We start from the raw sequence: 19,421 nt of genomic DNA, 5'->3' as shown, positions 1-19,421 counted from the left end.
GAAGGAGTAAAAGAATGAAATTAGGAGTTATTGGAGGTGCAGGTCTTTTAGGGTCGACAACGGCGTTTTGCGTAGGGATGCGCGATGTACTAGAGGAGATAAAGCTCCTGGATTTAAAGGAAAATGTCCTAGAAGCACATGTAATGGATATGAGTCAGGCGTTGTTACCCGTCAGTAAAACGAAGGTGACGAAGGCTGACTATGAGGATTTAGGAGATTGTGACATTATTCTGGTGACGGCTAGCTTACCTGAGCGCCAAGTGGCGAATCGGAACGAATACTTGACAGGTAACCTAGGGGTGGTTACCCCAATTTGTGAAAAGTTAAAAGCGGTTTGTAAGAAGGATGCTATCTTAATTTCGGCAACGAATCCGGTGGATGTATTTACCTACGTATATTGGAAGCTGCTGGGCTGGGATAAGAGCAAAGTCCTTGGTTTCTGCGTCAATGATACGCTGCGGTTTAAATGGGCCATCGAAGAAGTGACAGGTAAGGAGTTTAGTAAGCTAGACGCCATGTGTATTGGAGAGCACGGCGATGGACAAGTGCGTCTATACAATCACGTGACTTATGATGGTAAGCCTATGGAGATTTCTCAGGAAGAGCGCACCGCCATAGAAGAAGCCACGGCGAACTGGTTTAGAACCTGGCAGCAACTAGATAGTAAGAGAACCACAGGGTGGACCTCAGGAGTAATGCTTGCCGATATGATTGAAGCGATTGCCACAGATAGCAAGGCGGTTATTCCGGTTTCGGTCGTTATGGATGGATTTAAAGGCTATGATCATGTAGCGATGGGAATGCCCGGTGTCTTCAGTAAGGAAGGTGTGACCAAGCTGATAGACGTAGAGCTTACAGATGAAGGCAAGGCGCAGCTAGATAAGACCGCCTGCAAAATCGAAGATATGTTAAAGAGCATTGATATGTGAAAGGAGATTTTATGCAGTTATTATTAGCAACGACCCCGATATTAATTGTACTAGTAGGTATTGTTGTTCTCAAGAAACCTACGTGGATCGTATCACTAATCGCTTTTGCATATACCTTTATCTTAGCCATTACCGCCTTTAAAAAAGATTTGGCGGAAATCGGAGCGACGACGCAGAGTGCAGTGGTTTCTGCTCTACAGGTCGGATTTCTCGTATGGGGAGCATTTGCGTTATTGGAGCTTATGACAGTAAGTACAGGAATGAACAGAATCAAAATCACGGTGGGAACTTTGACAAAAGATACCAGGGTTCAAGCCGTTTTAATCGCCTTTTGTCTGGGGACCTTTATTGAAGGGGCAACTGGCAATGGCGCACCGGCAGCGATTTTGGCACCGTTTCTTTTAGGTCTTGGATTTCAGCCGGTACTAGCAGCGGCAGCCTGTCTGATTTGTAATGGTATGTCTCCGTGCTTTGGTGGGGCAGGGGTACCGACGATTGCTGGTATGGGAGGAATAACGGACAAGGTAGAGCTTAGCAACTTAGTAGCTATGACCGGACGGTTTTTGATGATTGGCATCATCTTTATTCCGGCAGTTATGCTCTTAGTACTCTTTGGGAAGAAGAGTTTGAAGGGAATGTGGGGATATTTAGCAGCTATTTGTATTACCATGTCTCTCAGTATGTTCTTAGTATCGAATTTTATTGGGGCAGAGTTAGCGGATATGGTAACCGGAGTTGTGGGGGTAATCGTCTCGGTTATTTATATCAAAGTTATAGGGGTGAAAGACCAAGAGGAGTATACCAATAAAACGAGTCTCGATATCGAAACAAAGGTCTCAACGCTGAAGGCTTTTTCACCGTATATCTTACTTCTGATTTTACTTCCGGCAGTTCGCTTTAGTTTCCCTTTAAGCGCTCTTACAAAATATGGTTATGCCACTTGGATTGCCTTAGTTATCCATCTTGTGGTTTTTATCAGTTCTCTTATTCTCGGTTGCGGGAAAGAGTTCTTGAAGTGTGAAATCAACGGTTTAAGAAAGCTTATCAAACCGATTATTGCGTTATGTGCACTTTTTGCCCTGGCTAATATTACGAATACAGCAGGGATGATGTCTTTAATCGCTCAGAGTATCGCCACGGTAGCAGGGCCAATCTATCCGGCGGCAGCCGTAGTTATCGGTGCGCTTGGAGCCTTTATGACCGGTTCTTGTCTAGGGTCAAATCGACTCTTTGCGCCCATGCATATTGAGGCAGCTTCATCTTTGGGGATTAATAAGGTGGTCAGCGCCACCGCCTCGAGTGCTGGTGCGGCCCTTGGCAATATGATTTGTCCTAATAATGTTATTGCAGTAAATGCCACACTGGAACTTAAGAATTCAGAAGGCGTGGTAATGAAGCGGACAGTTAAGGCCTTTGTAATTATGTCCATAATATACGCGGGTCTAGCGCTACTTTATACTTACGTTCTGTTCCCAGGATTCGGCTTATAAAAGGAGGAAAACAATATCATGAAAGAAATACGTTTACACGGACGAGGTGGTCAAGGGGTGGTAAAAGCCGCTCAGACCATTGTCTCTACAGTGGTAGATGACGGAAGTTACGGACAGTTTATCCCATTTTTCGGCGTTGAGCGTAAAGGCTCGCCGGTATATGGATTTTTACGTTTAAATGATGAGGATATTCGGATTAAGACCCAGGTGTATTATCCGGAAATTCTCTTGATTTTAGACGATACGTTATTAGACATGCCCCAGACCTTTGCCGGCTTGCAAGAAGGTGGCACTGTTGTCCTCAATACCAGTAAAAGCATCGAAGAACTTAATCTTCCTAAGACAGTAGGGACTTTAGCTCTTCTTGATGCGGAACCGATTGCTCTTAGCCATATTAAAAGAAATATTCCCAATACGGCAATGCTAGGAGCGTTTGCGAAAGCGACCGGTCTCGTGAACTGGGATAAGCTTAAAGACCATATCGCGGCCACGTTTGGCGAGCCTAATCGACTGGCTGCTGATGAGGCTTATGAGAAGGTTCGGATTATTAACTTGGGAGGTGCTGCATGAGAAAATATATTTCACCAATTGGAAAAGAAGGGTTATACGTCTTAGATACCGCTAGTTGGCGGACGTATCGACCGGTAATGGATAAAGAAGCGTGTATCGAGTGCGGAGCATGTATGAGCTTTTGCCCTGTGAATTCGATTTATCGCGATCAAGAAAAGAAATACTATATTTCTTATGACTACTGTAAAGGTTGCGGCATCTGCGCCAATGAGTGTCCTAAAGATGCAATTACGATGATGTTGGAAGGAGAAGGAGAAAATGAGTAAGATTCAAGCTTTAACAGGTAATTATTCTGCTTCATACGGAGCAGCGCTTTGTAAACCGGATGTCATTGCGGCGTATCCGATTACTCCTCAATCATCAGTTGTAGAGAAGTTGGCTCAGTTTAGCGCCGATGGGGAGATCTCCGCTAGCATGGTGGAAGTGGAATCAGAGCACTCGGCGATGAGTGTGGTGCAAGGGGCCGTGATGGCTGGAGGACGGGCGTTTACCGCCACCTCAGCTCAGGGACTAGCCCTAATGTACGAGCCTTATTTTAGAATGTCTACCCTTCGTCTACCGATGGTTATGGCTCTGGCAACGAGAGAAATGACTTCACCAGAGACGGTATGGAGTGGTCAACAAGATGCCGTGTCTGTTCGTGATGCGGGCTGGATGCAAGTGTTCGTAGAGAACAATCAAGAAATTCTCGATATGATTATCCAAGGCTATAAGATAGCTGAAGATCCCAATATATTATTGCCACTTAATGTTTGCTATGACGGTTTTTACCTGTCTCATCTAAGCGAGCGGGTGGAGATTCCTGAGCAAGCCGAGGTGGATGCTTTCTTACCGCCTTATAAGTCGCGTCACGCGATTCTCGATCCTAAGGAGCCGATGGCGGTGGATCCGCTGACTCCTGGCAATATCTTGATTGAGTATCGGAAGAGCCATTTAGAGGCGATGCAAGAGGCGCTTGCGAAAATCGAAGAAGTAAACAAAGAATTTGCTGACCAATTCGGTCGTAATTACGGGGGTGCCATCGATACGTATTGTATGGACGATGCGGAGATTGCCATCCTTACTATCGGCAGTATGACGGGAACCGGTCGAGAGGCCGTAGACGAAGCCCGGAAAAAAGGCATTAAAGTAGGCTTGATTAAAGTGAGATTCCTGCGTCCCTTCCCAGTAGAGCGTATCAGAGAGGCACTTAAAGGTGTGAAAGCGTGGGCATCAATTGATCGTAGTGTGGTCTTTGGCTGGAACTCTGGTCCTGTCTTTATGGAGACGAGAGCAGCGGTAGGAAATGCCGATTCTACCTGTAACTTCTCAGCTATTGGCGGCCTAGGCGGCGCGGATATCTCTCTTGATGACATTACAGGTTGTATTGAAACATTGGATAAGCTGAAGACAGAGCCTGGGAAAAAAGATACCCTATGGTTTTCTAAGCCGGTTGAGTAAGGAGGGGAAAGAATGAGTTACTTAGATGTTTTAAGTGAAAGTAAAGATCTAGTTACACCGGGAATGTCAGCTTGTCAAGGCTGTGGCGGTGAATTGATTTTAAGAAAAGTATTACAGATATCAGGGGAAAATACCATTATTGGTATTCCGCCAGGATGTATGGCAGGAGCAGGGGTAGTAGGCTGGAATTTTTCTAATGGTTTAAAGATTCCCGTTCACATTCCTCTTCTTGATAACACAGCCTCTCTCTTATCGGGAGTCACAGCCATGTATCAAAAGATGGGACGAGAGGATGTAAATATCATCGGTCTAGCAGGAGATGGCGCGACGGCGGATTGTGGTTTCCAGTCGCTATCAGCAGCGGCTGAGCGAGGCGAGCATATGCTCTATGTATGCTATGACAATGAAGGGTATATGAATACCGGCTTCCAGAGAAGCTCGACCACGTTTAAAGGGTCTCAGACTAGCACTACCCCAGTGGGTAAGGTGAAAAAGGGAAAGAAAGAAAATCGTAAGAACATTCCCATGATTATGGCCATGCACGGGGCTGCTTACGTAGCCACAGCTAGTCCTGGCCACATGAAGGATATGGTGGAGAAAATTGAAAAGGGAATCGCTGCAAGTAAGCATGGATTCGCCTATCTGCATATTATCTCTCCATGTCCTACGGGTTGGGTAAGTAAACCGGAATGCGGAATCGATTTAGCCAAAAAGGCAGTGAAGAGTAATTACTTCCCACTATTTGAGGTAGAAGAAGGGGTTTGGCGGCGAACCGTTCCTAATCCTAAGCCGATTCCCGTTACGGATTTTATTGCTGGTCTTCGGAAATTCAAGCATTTAGGCGAAGACGAATTGGCAGAAATTCAAGAATACGTGGATAAGAATAACGAATTGCTGGAAAAATTAACAAGAGAGGTATCGTAGATGGGATATAGATTACTGATGATAAACATGGGGTCAACCTCAACCAAGCTAGGTGTGTATGAAGACACCAATTTTGTTTGGCAAGAGACCTTGTCTCATCCCCGAGAAGTGATTAGCCAGTATCTGAAATTTATGGATCAATACGATTATCGCATGTCAGCCATCTTAGATGTCCTAAAGGAAAAAGGGGAAGAACTGTCAACTTTTGCGGCTTTTGTTAGTCGTGGGGGAACCGTTCAGCCAGTGCCTGGCGGTACTTACCGGATTACCGAGAAAATGCTTGAGGACTCTCAGTCGGGGAAATTTGGTGATCATCCTTGCAATATCGGCGGGCAGATTGCTTATGATTTAGGAGAAAAGTATGGAAAGCCAGCCTTTACCGTAGACCCACCAGTATGTAATGAGATGTGGGAAGAAGCTACGTATTCTGGCTTGCCGGAAATTCAGCGGATTGCTTCCTTTCAGCAACTAAATCACCGGGCGATTGCCAAGAAGTATTGCTCGGAACAAGGCGTTAATTATGACGAACAAAACCTAATCGTCGCTCATATGGGTGGAGGTGTTAGCGTCGCAGCTCATTGCCAAGGGAAAATCAGAGATGTGAATAACGCCTTAGCAGGAGACGGTCCTTTTGCCCTAGAAAGAAGTGGCGGTTTGCCAGTAGGCTCTTTAATAAATCTGTGTTATAGCAATCAATATACCCAAGAAGAAATGCTTAGAAGGGTAAATGGTCGCGGTGGCATGGTGGCTTATATCGGTCTCGTTGATGGCCGGGAGATAGGCAAACGTATCGATGCAGGTGATAAGGAGGCAGAGATGGCAACGAGGGCGATGGCCTATCAGATTGCTAAAGAGATTGGCGCTCTATCAGCAGCGATGAAGGGCCAGGTCGATGGCATTATTTTAACAGCCGGTCTCGCTTATTGGACGTATTTAGTGGATTTGCTTAAAGAGAGAATTGGTTTTCTCGCACCGGTATACGTCTATCCCGGTGAGAATGAAATCGAGTCCTTAGCATTTGGTGTCCTGCGGGTATTAAACGGGGAAGAGCAAGAAATGAATTACGACCAGGAGGCCGCCAAGGAAGATCATTTGGGGTTGTAAGAGAGGAGACAGATCTTGTTAAGAAATTTTGAAGAAATATTAGCAAAAATAGAGAAAGATCCGGTCAAGAAAAGAATCGTGGTAGTAGCAGCTCACGATGAGGAGGTTCTTGGTAGCGTAGTGGAAGCCTATAAAAAAGGGATTGCTGTCTTTACGCTGATTGGCAAAAGCGAAGAAATTGCGATTATCATGAAAGAATTAGGCGAGGATGCTACTAGGTGGGATATTATTGATGAACCGGATGATAAAGAAGCTGCCAGATTAGCGATGAAAATGATTGCTGATGGAGCTGCTGACCTACCGATGAAAGGACTACTGCACACGGCGGTGTTCCTGAAAGCGGTATTTAATAAGGAATATGGTTTAGTACCGGAAAACGCTTTGGTAGGCCAAATTACCGTGGCCGAATACAAAGCGGCGGGCAAATTAATTATGGTTACAGATTGCGCGGTCACCGTCGATCCGGGGTATGCCCAGAAGGTACAATTGATACAAAATGCTGTGAAATTAGCTAAGGCTTTGGGGTATAAAACTCCTAAAGTAGCAGTCATTACCCCGGTCGAGGTGGTGAATCCGAAGATGCCAGAGACCATCGAAGCCTCTATGCTAACAGTTGCTTCCATGCGGAATCAGATAAAAGGCTGTATTGTCGATGGACCGCTAGCTCTAGATAACGCTTTATCAAAAGAAGCGGCGGTGGCAAAAGGGATAGATAGTCCTGTGGCCGGTGATGCGGATATTTTACTGATGCCAAATCTTAGTACAGGAAATGTGCTGGATAAAGCCCTGCGTTACTTTGCGGAAATTAAGACAGGTAGTGCAGTAGTTGGTGGGAAAATTCCTTTTATTATTACTTCCAGATCAGATACCGCACAAAATAAGTTGCACGCTATTGCATTAAGCGTATTATAAACTCTTATCTCAAAAAGAAAGAAGGAGGCGAAACTAGCCTCCTTCTTTCAATGTTTATCTTGGTAAAGTAATAATAAAAACATGATTGTCTACCATATCATTTCTATCAACACCGAATGCTTCTCCGTAAAGGTCTTTAATATGCAGGTCTTCTCTTCCAAGAAGTTCATTGGTAGCAGAACTTGTAGGACCGGTACCGCTATCAGCAACGGTGATCTTTAGATGAGTTTGTGTATATTCCATCTGGATATGGATCGTGCCGCTAGCGATTCCTGAATCAAAGTCTTGGAATAGGGCGTTTTCGGTAAAGCTTAGTAGTAAGAAACGAGGAATGCTATTGTTTAAAATACGGTCATCTCTGATATCGTATTTTAATTCGATGTTTCCTGGGTGGCGATACTTTTGGATAGTAAAGAAATCGTCTAGAAGGGTCAGTTCTTCTTTTACCGTAATGGTAGAAGCAGCGTATTGGTCTACATGCTTCATGAAGCTTGCCAAAGCTTCTGCCATTTCGGGAATGCCAGCTACTTGCTGAATATTGGCCATCCATTTAATCGTCTGGAGGGCGCTACTGGCAAAACCAGGATCGATCAGCTTGTCCGCATTTTCGCTTAAGCGCTCTACCCGAGCTTTTTCGTCTTGGCGCACCTCGGCAGCATACGTTTTCATGCTTCCTGAGAGGAAGTTAGCACTTCTGGCGATATCGCCTAGTTCGTCGCTTGTTTCTATGGTAGGGTCGCTGGTAAATTGTCCAGTTGCCAGTTTTAAAAGATGATTTTTAATTCTTCTAGCGGGTTTTATGATAAGCTTCTTTGTCTGCATATAGAAGATCAAGCAAAAGAGCCCGATGAGTAGCAAGAGACCAATTAGCAAAGGCAAGTAGGTAGACGCTAGGCGGATGGCGAGCGTAGGCTTTGTTTTCGTTAGGGAGACGCGGCAATCTTCGTAGCTAAGAGGAAAGCTCTCAGAAGGATCAATAGCCGTATTTTTCTCGGAAAGCGTCAGCGTGTTGTCTTTTACCAGATAGCGTTCACCTCCTAGTTCAAGGCGAACATCATAACCGAGATCTTCGTAGGCGGTCATAACCTGGACAAAAATCTGGGGATCAATATCTAGATAGAAGAAGCCAAGAGTGTCTTCACTGCCACCGTGAAGGAGCGTTATTAATTGAAGACTGTCGGTGTCGTCCTTAACAAAAGGGTCTGCTTGCAGACCGCTAGCCAGTCCGAACTCCTTTCTTTCGATTTCTGTTTGAAAGTAGTCCAGTTGGGTAATGGTCTTTACTGCATTTACATCTGCGCCCAGGAAGGAAGCAGCGCCTGCTTGGAGATATTCCTCGCCAGCTGAATTAGCGATAATAATCCGGCGGAAATACGAGTGAAAGCTGTTCCCGTAGAAGCGTAGGGCGAGGGCGTGATAAGCGCTATCTGTCGCCTCTGAATCTTCTAGGTAAGTAGCGATATCTTCGCTTGCCACAGCCCAGTCAGACAGCTGACGGATGCTATCCAGCCGTAAGTCCATATCTTCTTGAAGGTTTTTACCGTGTTGCTGTAGTTCCTGCTTCTCCGTTTTTTGCTGGACTTGTTCGCCGGTAGCGATGGTCACCATCAAGGTGCCAACCCCCAGTATTAGCAAAATGGCTAAGAACATAATGAGAAGCTTGCCACCGATTGTTTTAAAAAATGAACGTTTCATGTATTAAAAATCCCCCTTTTTAATTAGTTTCTTCCCCAGAAGTGGCGATGTGAATCTCCACTTCGGTACCAACGCCTATTTCACTGCGGTAGACGAGTCCTGAAGTTTCACCATAGAGTATTTGTAAGCGCCGATGGGTATTATAAACGGCGATGTTTGAGCCCTTACTAGGACCGGCTTTGTCCTGGCTATAGATTTCCTTTAAGGTCTCCTCATCCATCCCTACCCCGTCATCGGAAACTAAGATAATGATTTCTTCTTCCTCTCGCCAAGCTGTTATCACCAGCGTTCCAGTCTTGCACTCCTTTTCCAGAATGCCGTGGAGTACGGCGTTTTCAATGACTGGTTGCAGGGTCAGCTTCGGAATGGTGTAGTCTAGAAGCTCTTCAGGAACATCAATCACCAGCTCAATGGTATCGTGGAAACGCATATTCTGCAGCTCCACATAGGTGGTCACGTGTTCCAGCTCTTCTGATAAAGTGGAGAAGCTTTTCTTTTTACTTAGTGTTAGTTTGTAGTAACGAGATAGCTTAATAATTGCTTGGCTGACCTCTTCTTGCTTTCCTTGTTGAGCGAGCCAATTAATCATTTCCATTGTATTATACAGGAAATGGGGGTTGATTTGGGCTTGAAGGGAGTTAAATTCGGCAATTCGCAGTTCTTCTGCCGTTTTCATCTGACTTTCCATTAAGTTATTGATGGTCTCGGTCATGTGATTATAGGAATCGATCATCACCCCAACCTCATCTATCGCCGTCGGTGGCGGTAGAGCCACAGGTAGATTGGACTTAGCCCTCTTCATCTCCTCGGAGACCGCGGTGATCCGCGAGGTAAGGGAGTGGGAGAGCCGGTTAGCAAACCAAAAGACGATTAAGACAAAGAAGAGGTAGATTAGGAACATCCCCAGAACCAACTGGTAGCTGTGTGTCAGCATGGGTCCAGCCGGTAGGGCGATTACCAGATACCAGTCTACGCCTTTTACGTTATAAAAGGCAGCGTATACTTCTTTGCCAGCCACCGTCTTGGGAATAAAGTTATTCGATGAGGTGAAATATTCGTTGATCTCATCATAGTTGAAGTAGTAAGCCCCGGCACCGCTACTTTGCGAGGAGGCCACGACACTATCCCGAGAGTTAATCAGGTAGGCAGAATTGTCCTCACTTGCCAAAGAGGTTTTTAGGAGCTCATCAAAAAAGTCTTGAGAAAAGTAAAGGGCTAGAAAACCTTGGTAGGAAACCCCGTCCTGCTTAATGGTAAATTTGGTGATATAGGCCGCGTTGCCATAGTGCTCCTTCTCCAGTGAGCTTAAGTAAAAAGGTGGACACATCAAAGAGGTAGTGGTGGGGGTACCGCTAAAGATACCGTGCCAATACGAACCTCTTGCTTCTGCGGCGAGGGTTAAGTTGTCGTAAAGCGGACCAACGATGTAGTCCTTCTCTCTAGGTGGTTCGTTGATATAAAGCTTAACTTTTTTAATGAGGGTACTGCTTTGCATGTCTTCGATTAGATTGGAGAACTCTTTCGCGTCTTCTGAAAAGGAAAGGGTTCGCAAAGATTCGGTTCGCTGGCTGGAGGTAAGTTTTTCGAAATAGGTAGAATCTTTTAGTTGCTTTTCGAATTGCAGGATCTTATCCACTTCTTTTTCGATAGTCGGTGCCACGGAAAGCGTTTTATTTTGTTCCCGACTGATGGTTTCACTAACCACCATATCGTACATTCGAAACACAAAAAAGATACCAACGATAATCACTGGAATAGAGAGAATAATCAGGTGACTAATGGTTAGCTTGGCCTGGATAGGTAGGTTTAAATATCTTTTTTTGATGTTCTGAAAAAAATTCTTCATCTAAAGTACATTCTCCCGATAACCTGAAGGCGTCATGCCTGTATATTTCTTGAAACTTTTGCTGAAGTAATTGCCGTTACTGTAACCTACCTGTTCAGAAATCTTGCTAATCTGATTCCTTGGGTCTCGGAGCAATTCTTTGGCCCGTTCCATCCGGTAGTTGGTAATGTATTGGTTAAGGGTTTCCCCGGTCTGATTCTTAAAGTAGGTACACACGTAGGAGATAGAAAGCGATACGTGTTCACCAACATCTTTAATCGAAAGAGTGTCATCGCTATAGTGCTGGGCTACGTAGCCTCTGATTAGAGAGATGGTGGTCTCCTCAGGGGTATGGGAGGAGAGAGCGCTAAAATACTGCAAGGTCAAATCAATGGTGCGACGGTGGATTTCTTCAAAAGAGAAGGCGTTCTCAAAGATCGAAAAAGTCTCTGGATGAAACCTTAAGCCCTGTTCATTACTAGCATCGCTAATGGTAGAAACTAAGCGGTAATAGCTATCTTTAGCGTGGCTCGGAAGAACAGCCAGATTGCCTTTGTAAAAGCTGTAAAGCTCTTCTAAAGCGTGAATCGCCACCGGCTCGGCCACCTGCTCTAAGGCGTGAACGAAATCTTTGATGTAGCCAGCAGGTAAGTCATAATCCACACTGCGATCGCCTGGGCGGATTACGGAATTGGCTTTTAAGACGGTGCCAGAAGGAAAGAAGAAGCTACTTTGGAGCGTAATCACTAGGGCAGTATAAGCGTCGTACACTTTCTTAATGCCGCTAATAGTTTCCCCTTGAACGATGTTATTAGGGCCGTATTCCGAATAAAAATGCTGAATGAGCGAAGTGAATTCTTTTTCCATCTCGTCGCTTGGAAGTCGCTTGCCAAACACGTGAAACACGTGATAAATGGAGTGGAGGCGTACGTACATCAGGTCGTAATTATAGACTTTTAAAAGGGTCTTTAGACGCAGTAAGAAACCGTCCACGTAGATGCCATCGGCATCTTCTGTGCGCACCTTTACCACATAGGTAGTAAAATACGTATCTTTTTGAAGACTGGGATAGAGTTCTTTTGTCAGGGACTTTATCTCAGTCGTGTTTTCCTTATAAGGTCTCGTTAGATACGTGGCGAGAGTCCCCTCTTTTTGTAAGGTTTCCCAGTTTTTGCTACGGGTAAGCGTCTGTAACTGCAACTGCTCTCGCTTAGCTTTTAACACCGCTTCCGCCACCTCTTCTAAGTTAAGAGGTTTTTCTACATAATGAAGGACTTTCAAACGAATGGCGGCTTTTAAGTATTCTTTATCGGAATAACCACTCATAAAGATCACGCTAGCATCAAGGCCAATGGCATTCAGCTGTTCGATTAAGCGGATGCCGTCCATGCGGGGCATCCGGATATCAGAAAGGATAATCTCCGGTTTTTCATTAGCAATTACACTAAGGGCGCTAATGCCATCATCGGCGGTAAAGACTTCTTCAATCCCTAGTTTATGCCAATCTATGGACTCTAGGAGCCCTTCTCTAGTATATTTTTCATCGTCTACAATCAGTAATTTCACAAGCAAACGCCTCACTTTCTCGGTAAACTTATCATAGCAGAATATAGGTGAAAAGCAACATCAAAATAATTTACCCTTAATCGTAAAATATTTCTATTTTAGATAAATTTAAGAAATGCTAAGCTTTATATAGAACGTAACAGCAATGCAAAAGGAGGAAGCGAAGTGTCTGATTATATCTTGGAATTAAAAGACATTACTAAAATATTCCCCGGTGTTAAAGCCTTAGATGGTGTAAAGTTTCAGCTGAAAAAGGGCGAAATTCACGCGCTGATGGGTGAAAACGGGGCGGGTAAATCAACCTTTATCAAAGTCATCACCGGAGTACATAGAGCCGAAGAGGGGGAGATGTTCCTTGAAGGCGAGAAGGTGAACTTTAAGAAGACGAAAGATGCCCAAGAGGCTGGGATTGCGGCGGTGTATCAGCATCCCACATCTTACCCGGATTTAACAGTAGCCGAGAATATCTTTAAGGGACATGAGGTCCTAAAGTTTGGCATGATTCAGTGGAAAGAGATGAATCGTCAGGCAGAAACCCTTCTTGAGCAGCTAAACGCCGACTTTAAGGTGACAGATGAAATGGGTACTCTTAGCGTTGCCCAGCAGCAAATGGTGGAAATTGCCAAAGCCCTTTCTACAAATGCTAGAATCATCATCTTAGACGAGCCGACAGCGGCGCTGACCAAAAACGAATCCGAAGAACTTTACCGGATTGTGGATAAATTAAAGGAAAACGGGGTATCGATTATCTTTATATCGCACCGATTTGAAGATATGTATCGCTTAGCCGATCGGGTTACCGTCCTAAGGGATTCCCAGTACATCGGTACTTATGACGTGGATGGCATTACCAATGCTGATTTAATTAAAGCTATGGTTGGTCGGGAAATCAAGGATCTTTTCCCTAAGCCAGAAGTGAAGCTCGGCGAAGAAGTGATAAGAGTGGAGAACTTTTCCCGTACCGGCTACTTTAAAGATGTAAGCTTTAAAGTTCGTGCCGGTGAGATTATTGGACTGACCGGTCTGGTAGGTGCTGGTAGAACGGAAGTGGTAGAGAGCATTTGCGGTGTTACTCGCCCAGATAGCGGTAAAGTCTTCTTAAATGGTAAGGAAGTTACCATTAAAGAACCCTCAGATGCGATGAAGAACGGGATTATTCTTTTACCGGAAGATCGTCAGAAGCAAGGCTTGATTCTTAGTTGGGGGTTAGGTGATAATGTGACCTTACCGATTATTAGCAAATACGCAAAAGGTGGCTTTAACGATACGAAGAAAGAAAGAGAACTGGCAAAAGATTTATTAGAGTCGGTAGATACGAAGGCCGTCAGTATTTTTGATAAAGCGTCTACCTTATCTGGGGGAAACCAGCAAAAGGTAGTGGTAGCGAAAGCCCTAGCTCAGGAAATGAAAGTGGTTATTATGGACGAGCCCACCAAAGGTGTAGACGTTGGTGCCAAAGCCGAGATTTACCAGATTATGGGTGAACTGGCGAAAGAAGGTTACGCTATTATCATGATTTCTTCAGAAATGCCAGAGATTCTCGGAATGAGCGACCGGATCGTGATTATGTGTAACGGCCGAGTGACCGGTCAGCTGGATCGTCAGGAGACGACCCAAGAGCGAATCTTAGAACTGGCTATGGAAAAATCGGAGAAATAAAAGGAGGAAGGAAAAGTAAAATGAAAAACAGTAAATCGATACTTAAAAAATTAACCGCCTCCAGAGAAGTGAGTTTGATTATTGTTCTAGTAATCCTTTGTGTGGCAATTGGTCTTAGAAGTCCCTCGTTCTTAACCCTTAAATCTATTGCTGATATGTTTAAGAACAATGTAGTGACGATGATTATGGCCGTCGGTATGTTAGGGGTCCTCTTAGTTGGCGGAATTGATATTTCTATCGCCTCGACCTTAGCCTTTTCCGGAATGGCTGTCGGCATGCTCTTAAAAAGAGGCGTTATTACTAGCACTCCCCTAGCTATTTTAATCGCTGTCGGCATCGGGCTAGTGTGTGGACTCTTGGTGGGTCTAGTTGTTGCGAAAGGGAATGTGGCACCGATTATCGCTTCCATGGGCTTTATGTATATCTACCGGGGACTTGCCTACGTAATATCCAATAACGAATGGGCAAGCGCGGATAGCTTGGGAGACTTTAAGAATTTTGCCCTAGGTAAAATCTTAGGAATCAACAATGTTGTCTGGATTATGATTTTGATTTATATCGCCTTCTTCATCCTAATGAAGTGGACGACTCTTGGACGGAAGCTTTATGCCGTTGGTAGTAACCGGGAAGCAGCGGAGATATCCGGAATTAACGCTTCCAATGTTATCCTCTTTTCTCATACGATGATGGGTGTGCTAGCGGGACTTTGTGGCGCTTTGGCGGTTTCAATCTACGCTTCCGCTCAGGCCAATATGCTTTACGGTAAAGAGATGGATGTAATCGCTGCTTGTGTTATCGGCGGTGTTAGTATGACTGGTGGTCGCGGTAGCGTTCTTGGGGCTTTCCTTGGCGCTTTGATCTTAGCGATTATCGCCAAAGCTCTACCGCTAGTTGGTATCGAAGCGATTGCCCAAAATACAGTAAAGGGTGTTATTATCCTTGTGGTTATTATTCTGAATGTATTAACCCAAAGATCAATGGATAAGAATAGTTTGAAAGAGAGGGAATTGTAATGGCAGGAAAATCAGGAAGAACGATTGCGCATACCCAGAACAAATCTCTACTAAAGCGTTTGATGTGCTGGGAAAGCATGCTAGTAATACTATTTATCATTGTTAATATCTATTGCTCGAGCCTTTCTTCAACGTATCAAATCAATAACGTTTTGCGAGAAATGCCCAAATATTTGACAGAAGTGTTTTTACTATTGCCAATGGCCTACATCTTAGTTATGGGAGATATCGACATCTCCGTTGGCTCGATCGTGTGTCTTTCGGCAACGGTGGCTTGCATTTTGGGAAATAAAGGATTACCCTTTGGTTTGGTATTATTAGTAGGACTGCTTACAGGAGCGCTGTGTGGACTTATTAACGGCATTATCGTTACGAAATTTACCGAGTTACCGCCGATGATAGTCACTCTGGGAACTCAGATTCTCTTTCGAGGAATCGCCGAAATCGCCCTTGGTAGCGGGGGGTCAATCTCTCTCGAGCACGCTGAAGGCTTTCGGATGTTAGCTGGTAGAGTAGGAAGAATACCGTATATTCTCTTCCTTGTGCTTATCCTGGCAGTTATCTATATTATTATTTTAAGTAAGACCACCTTTGGCAGAAAGCTCTATGCTATTGGATCAAACAAATTAGCAGCGTATTACGCCGGGGTAAAAGTTCAGAAGATTCGCCTAATCGTCTTCACTTTAACCGGACTAATGGCAGGTCTTTCAGCATTATTTTTAACGGCTCTTCAATACGGCGTGAATACAACCACTGCTAGTGGCTTCGAGATGAATGCGATTTCCATGGCAGTCTTTGGGGGAATCTCTACCGCCGGCGGGAAAGGTCGACTTCAGGGTGGTGTAATTGCTGCATTTATCATTATTAGTTTGCGAGTCGGTCTAGGACAGATTAACTTAAATCCACAAGTCATCCTTATAATTCTAGGTGCGCTACTTATCCTAGCCGTTATGGCACCAAACATTGTGGAACAGTTTAAGCTAATGAAGAAAAGAAGTAGCGTAAAGTAGAAATATGAGGCATAAGCCTTGTATATAAAAAACTCACAAAAGGGAGGAAACAAAATGAAGAAACGTATTTTCAGCGTGCTTTTATGCATGGCAATGATGGCTAGCCTTTTAGTAGGCTGTGGCAGCAGTAACGACGGCGGCGATGACGCTAAGTCAGAAGATGGCGGAAGCGATAGCGGCAAAAAGGTTTATGCTATGGTAGCCAAACAAGCAGGTAACCCGTTCATGGAGAAAATGGCAGAAGGTTTCACGGAAGTAGTTGAGGCTGCTGGCGGTGAAGCAATCATCAAGTATCCAGAAGAAGGAAAAGCTGATCATCAGATTACTGCAATTCAGTCTTTGATCTCTCAAGGAGTAGATTCAATTTCTGTAGCTGCAAACGATGAAAATGCTCTGCAACCAGCACTTGAAGATGCAATGGCAGAAGGTATCAAAGTAAACTGCCTTGACTCTAAAGTAAACGCTGACAGCCGTCAATTATTCGTAAACCAAGCCGGTGTTGATGAAATCGGCCAGGCTCTGATGGACGCAGTTCTTGACATCAGCGGTGGCGAAGGCCAATGGGCAATTCTTTCTGCTACATCTCAAGCAACCAACCAAAATGCTTGGATCGATTCTATGAAAGAAATCATGGAAGGTGATGAGTATTCTAAGCTTGAATTAGTAGAAGTTGCTTACGGTGATGACGAGCCTCAAAAATCAACTGACCAAACACAGGCATTACTTTCTAAGTACCCAGACCTTAAAGTAATCTGTGCACCAACAACAGTTGGTATTATGGCAGCTGGTAAAGTACTTCAAGATGAAGGTTCAGCTACTAAGTTAACAGGACTTGGACTTCCTTCAGAAATGGCAGCTTACATTGGTGATGGCGATGATTCTTCTTGCCCATATATGTTCCTTTGGAATCCAATTGATCTTGGACGTCTTGGTGCATACTCAGCAATCGCTTTAGTAAATGGGGATATTGAAGGCGCTGAGGGAGAAACCTTTGACGCAGGCGACATGGAGAACAGCCCATACACAATTACAGACGCTGGTGACGGCGGTACAGAAGTTATCTTAGGTCAACCTTTCAAATTTGATCCATCAAACATTGACGAATGGAAAGAAGTTTACTAAGATAGAAATAATTAGATGATTAAAGAGGATTTCTTAATTGAAATCCTCTTTTTGGAGGTAAAAGCATGGTAAGAAAAGCATTTAAAATGAAGATATACGAAGGACAAGCCGCCGAATACGAGAAGCGTCACAATGAATTGTGGCCCGAGATGGCAGAGATGATTCATGAGCACGGCGGTTCTAATTACTCGATTTTTCTCGATAAGGATACGAATATCCTTTACGGCTATATTGAATTAGAAGATGAGGAAAAGTGGGCCAAGAGCGCGGACACGGCGATTAATCGCAAGTGGTGGGATTTTATGGCGAACATTATGGAGACCAATCCTGATAACAGCCCGGTAGCGATCGACTTGCAACCAGTATTTCACTTAGACTAGAAAGAGGGAGATTTGCATGAAGAAGACAAAGATTATCGCCTTTGCAAATAATAAAGGAGGCAGTGGCAAGTCTACTACCTGCTCAAATATCGGGTATGGCTTAGCGATGAGGGGAAAGAAAGTACTGCTCATCGATGGCGATATGCAGCTTAATCTTTCCTTGTCTCTTTTTGATGAAGAGCAGGTCCTTAAGTTTGCCGAAAGCGAGCGTAATCTTTATGTGGCGATTAAGAATCAAGACGACTTAACCGACTATGTGGTCACCACCAAATATGCAAATCTCGACCTGATTCCTTCCTCGACCTTAATGAGCTCGATTGAATTTGAACTCTTCTCCAAGTGGCAGCGAGAATTTATTTTAAAGAAGTGCTTACAGAACCTAGTGGACGGCGGGACCTATGATTATATTCTGATCGATGCACCGCCGACCCTTGGGGGCTGGGTGATGAATATCCTAGTTGCCGCCAAGCAGGTGATTATCCCCGTTGAGTCTTCGCCCTGGGGGTTATTTGGTCTAGGAAATATGTTTGAGTTTTTTGAGCAGGTTAAGCAGATCAATCCCGATCTTTCAATTGCGGGGATTGCCATTACCAAAGTGGATACGAGAAAGAACTATTTTAAACAGACAAAGGAAATCTTAAGCGAACTAAAGGGCATCAAGGTGTTTAACACTTTTATCCGGGTAGATAGCGGGATCGAGTGGTCTCAGGATAATAACGAACCGATTATCGCTTACAAGCCTTCAAGTAGAGCTGCCAAGGAGTACCTAGAGCTTACCGACGAAGTTGTTAAAGTGCGAGGATAAAGAAGCTATGCATAGAGAAATTATCGAACGCCTTTCGGGAATAACTGAGGAAGAACAAGAAATTCTAGATGGCCAACAAGGAATTAATAAAGGGATTTACACCCAGAAAAGCGAGCTGGTTATCGACCGGGATAAGCTTCTAGAAAAGGGGAAGCTGATTCAGCTGCGAACCCATACCCGCTTCGTTCACTTTCCTAAGCATCGCCACAATTACGTGGAACTAACGTATATGTGTAGTGGACAGACGACTCATATCATTAATGGGGAAGAAGTGATACTTAGGACTGGGGACTTGATTTTTCTCAATCAGAACGCGGTTCAGGAAATCCTGCCAGCCACTAAGGACGATATTGCCGTTAACTTTATTATTTTGCCGGAATTTTTTAATACGGCCTTCGATATGATGAAAGGGGAAGAAAGCCTACTAAAGGATTTTCTAATCGATAGTCTGGGAAAAGGCGCTCACAACGCCTCCTTTCTTCACTTCCTCGTCGCCGATGTATTGCCGATTCAGAACCTGGTGGAAAATCTAATCTGGGGACTATTAAACGATCAAATCGGCAAGCGCAGCAGCAATCAGATTACCATGGGACTCTTGCTTTTGCAGCTACTGAACCACTTAGATAAGATGGAATCAGGGGCAGATGCCTATGAAAGAGAGTTTACGATTACCGTCCTTAATTATATCGAAAACAACTATAAGGACGGGACGCTAGGAGAATTGTCAGAATTGTTGAATAAGGACGTTTTTTGGGTTAGTAAGGAAATCAGGAAAAGAACGGGCAAGACGTATAAAGAGTTGCTTCAAGGGAAGCGCTTAAGTCAGGCAACCTATCTGCTGACCAACAGTCGGATGCCAGTGGCAGACATTATTACCGCCATTGGTTACGATAACAGTAGCTACTTTTTTAGAATCTTTAAGAAACGTTTTGGGATCTCTCCAAAAGAATATCGTGAGCGTGGCAAATAAGGACGGT

General features: G+C 44.4%; 18 protein-coding genes. 15 read left to right on the top strand and 3 right to left on the bottom strand.

Going from position 1 to position 19,421, the window contains the following annotated elements:
- Positions 1 to 14: 14 nt before the first annotated feature.
- From NHH16_RS01825 to NHH16_RS01790, 8 genes are read left to right on the top strand one after another with little or no spacing between them, the layout of a single operon-like run.
- Entirely contained in the window at positions 15 to 929 is a 915-nt protein-coding gene (locus tag NHH16_RS01825; protein WP_262067890.1) for a malate dehydrogenase, read from the top strand.
- A gap of 11 nt (positions 930 to 940) precedes the next feature.
- On the top strand, positions 941 to 2,419 hold the full coding sequence (locus NHH16_RS01820) for an L-lactate permease (protein ID WP_262067889.1): 1,479 nt from the start codon (positions 941 to 943) through the stop codon (positions 2,417 to 2,419).
- A gap of 18 nt (positions 2,420 to 2,437) precedes the next feature.
- A complete protein-coding gene (locus NHH16_RS01815; protein ID WP_262067888.1) occupies positions 2,438 to 2,989 on the top strand; it encodes a 2-oxoacid:acceptor oxidoreductase family protein in 552 nt (183 codons plus the stop codon).
- Positions 2,986 to 3,255 carry a 4Fe-4S binding protein gene (locus NHH16_RS01810; protein ID WP_262067887.1) on the top strand — a complete coding sequence of 90 codons (270 nt, stop codon included), beginning with the start codon at positions 2,986 to 2,988 and terminating at the stop codon, positions 3,253 to 3,255. Before NHH16_RS01815 ends, NHH16_RS01810 begins: the two co-directional genes overlap by 4 nt.
- Complete coding sequence (locus tag NHH16_RS01805) at positions 3,248 to 4,429, top strand: transketolase C-terminal domain-containing protein (protein ID WP_262067886.1); 1,182 nt, start codon at positions 3,248 to 3,250, stop codon at positions 4,427 to 4,429. The genes NHH16_RS01810 and NHH16_RS01805 overlap by 8 nt, the downstream gene beginning before the upstream one ends.
- Before the next feature lie 12 nt (positions 4,430 to 4,441).
- A complete protein-coding gene (locus tag NHH16_RS01800; protein WP_262067885.1) occupies positions 4,442 to 5,353 on the top strand; it encodes a thiamine pyrophosphate-dependent enzyme in 912 nt (303 codons plus the stop codon).
- Complete coding sequence (buk, locus tag NHH16_RS01795) at positions 5,354 to 6,457, top strand: butyrate kinase (RefSeq protein WP_262067884.1); 1,104 nt, start codon at positions 5,354 to 5,356, stop codon at positions 6,455 to 6,457.
- Between the two features lie 15 nt (positions 6,458 to 6,472).
- Positions 6,473 to 7,369, top strand: coding sequence for a phosphate acyltransferase (locus tag NHH16_RS01790; protein WP_262067883.1), 897 nt, complete (start codon positions 6,473 to 6,475; stop codon positions 7,367 to 7,369).
- Positions 7,370 to 7,423: 54 nt separating this feature from the next.
- Here NHH16_RS01790 and NHH16_RS01785 read toward each other — a convergent pair whose 3' ends face one another.
- Genes NHH16_RS01785 through NHH16_RS01775 form a run of 3 tightly spaced genes read right to left on the bottom strand, consistent with a single transcriptional unit; the run spans position 7,424 to position 12,455 of the window.
- Positions 7,424 to 9,064, bottom strand: a complete 1,641-nt coding sequence (locus NHH16_RS01785; RefSeq protein WP_262067882.1) for a sensor histidine kinase — start codon at positions 9,062 to 9,064, stop codon at positions 7,424 to 7,426.
- 19 nt (positions 9,065 to 9,083) lie between these two features.
- Entirely contained in the window at positions 9,084 to 10,910 is a 1,827-nt protein-coding gene (locus NHH16_RS01780; protein ID WP_262067881.1) for a sensor histidine kinase, read from the bottom strand.
- On the bottom strand, positions 10,911 to 12,455 hold the full coding sequence (locus tag NHH16_RS01775) for a response regulator (RefSeq protein WP_262067880.1): 1,545 nt from the start codon (positions 12,453 to 12,455) through the stop codon (positions 10,911 to 10,913).
- 165 nt (positions 12,456 to 12,620) lie between these two features.
- Between NHH16_RS01775 and NHH16_RS01770 the strand changes: the two genes are divergently transcribed.
- The 7 genes from NHH16_RS01770 to NHH16_RS01740 all read left to right on the top strand — a co-directional run bounded on the left by NHH16_RS01770 (position 12,621) and on the right by NHH16_RS01740 (position 19,414).
- Positions 12,621 to 14,114 carry a sugar ABC transporter ATP-binding protein gene (locus NHH16_RS01770; RefSeq protein ID WP_262067879.1) on the top strand — a complete coding sequence of 498 codons (1,494 nt, stop codon included), beginning with the start codon at positions 12,621 to 12,623 and terminating at the stop codon, positions 14,112 to 14,114.
- 20 nt (positions 14,115 to 14,134) lie between these two features.
- The gene (locus NHH16_RS01765) at positions 14,135 to 15,127 is read left to right on the top strand and encodes an ABC transporter permease (protein ID WP_262067878.1); all 993 of its coding nucleotides are present in this window, start codon (positions 14,135 to 14,137) and stop codon (positions 15,125 to 15,127) included.
- The gene (locus NHH16_RS01760) at positions 15,127 to 16,137 is read left to right on the top strand and encodes an ABC transporter permease (protein WP_262067877.1); all 1,011 of its coding nucleotides are present in this window, start codon (positions 15,127 to 15,129) and stop codon (positions 16,135 to 16,137) included. The genes NHH16_RS01765 and NHH16_RS01760 overlap by 1 nt, the downstream gene beginning before the upstream one ends.
- A 54-nt stretch (positions 16,138 to 16,191) precedes the next feature.
- Positions 16,192 to 17,259: a rhamnose ABC transporter substrate-binding protein gene (locus tag NHH16_RS01755; protein WP_262067876.1), complete on the top strand. Its 1,068-nt coding sequence runs from the start codon at positions 16,192 to 16,194 to the stop codon at positions 17,257 to 17,259.
- Positions 17,260 to 17,324: 65 nt separating this feature from the next.
- Positions 17,325 to 17,639 (top strand): L-rhamnose mutarotase, encoded by a 315-nt coding sequence (rhaM, locus tag NHH16_RS01750; RefSeq protein WP_262067875.1) that lies wholly within the window; start codon positions 17,325 to 17,327, stop codon positions 17,637 to 17,639.
- A gap of 16 nt (positions 17,640 to 17,655) precedes the next feature.
- On the top strand, positions 17,656 to 18,444 hold the full coding sequence (locus NHH16_RS01745; RefSeq protein ID WP_262067874.1) for a ParA family protein: 789 nt from the start codon (positions 17,656 to 17,658) through the stop codon (positions 18,442 to 18,444).
- A 7-nt stretch (positions 18,445 to 18,451) separates the two neighbouring features.
- On the top strand, positions 18,452 to 19,414 hold the full coding sequence (locus NHH16_RS01740; protein ID WP_262067873.1) for an AraC family transcriptional regulator: 963 nt from the start codon (positions 18,452 to 18,454) through the stop codon (positions 19,412 to 19,414).
- Positions 19,415 to 19,421: the final 7 nt, after the last annotated feature.

This window comes from Ohessyouella blattaphilus (genome assembly GCF_024721265.1).
GTDB classification, from domain to species: domain Bacteria; phylum Bacillota; class Clostridia; order Lachnospirales; family Lachnospiraceae; genus Aequitasia; species Aequitasia blattaphilus_A.
Note: the sequence above shows the minus strand (reverse complement) of the source record. Positions and strands in the feature narration are given on the sequence as shown.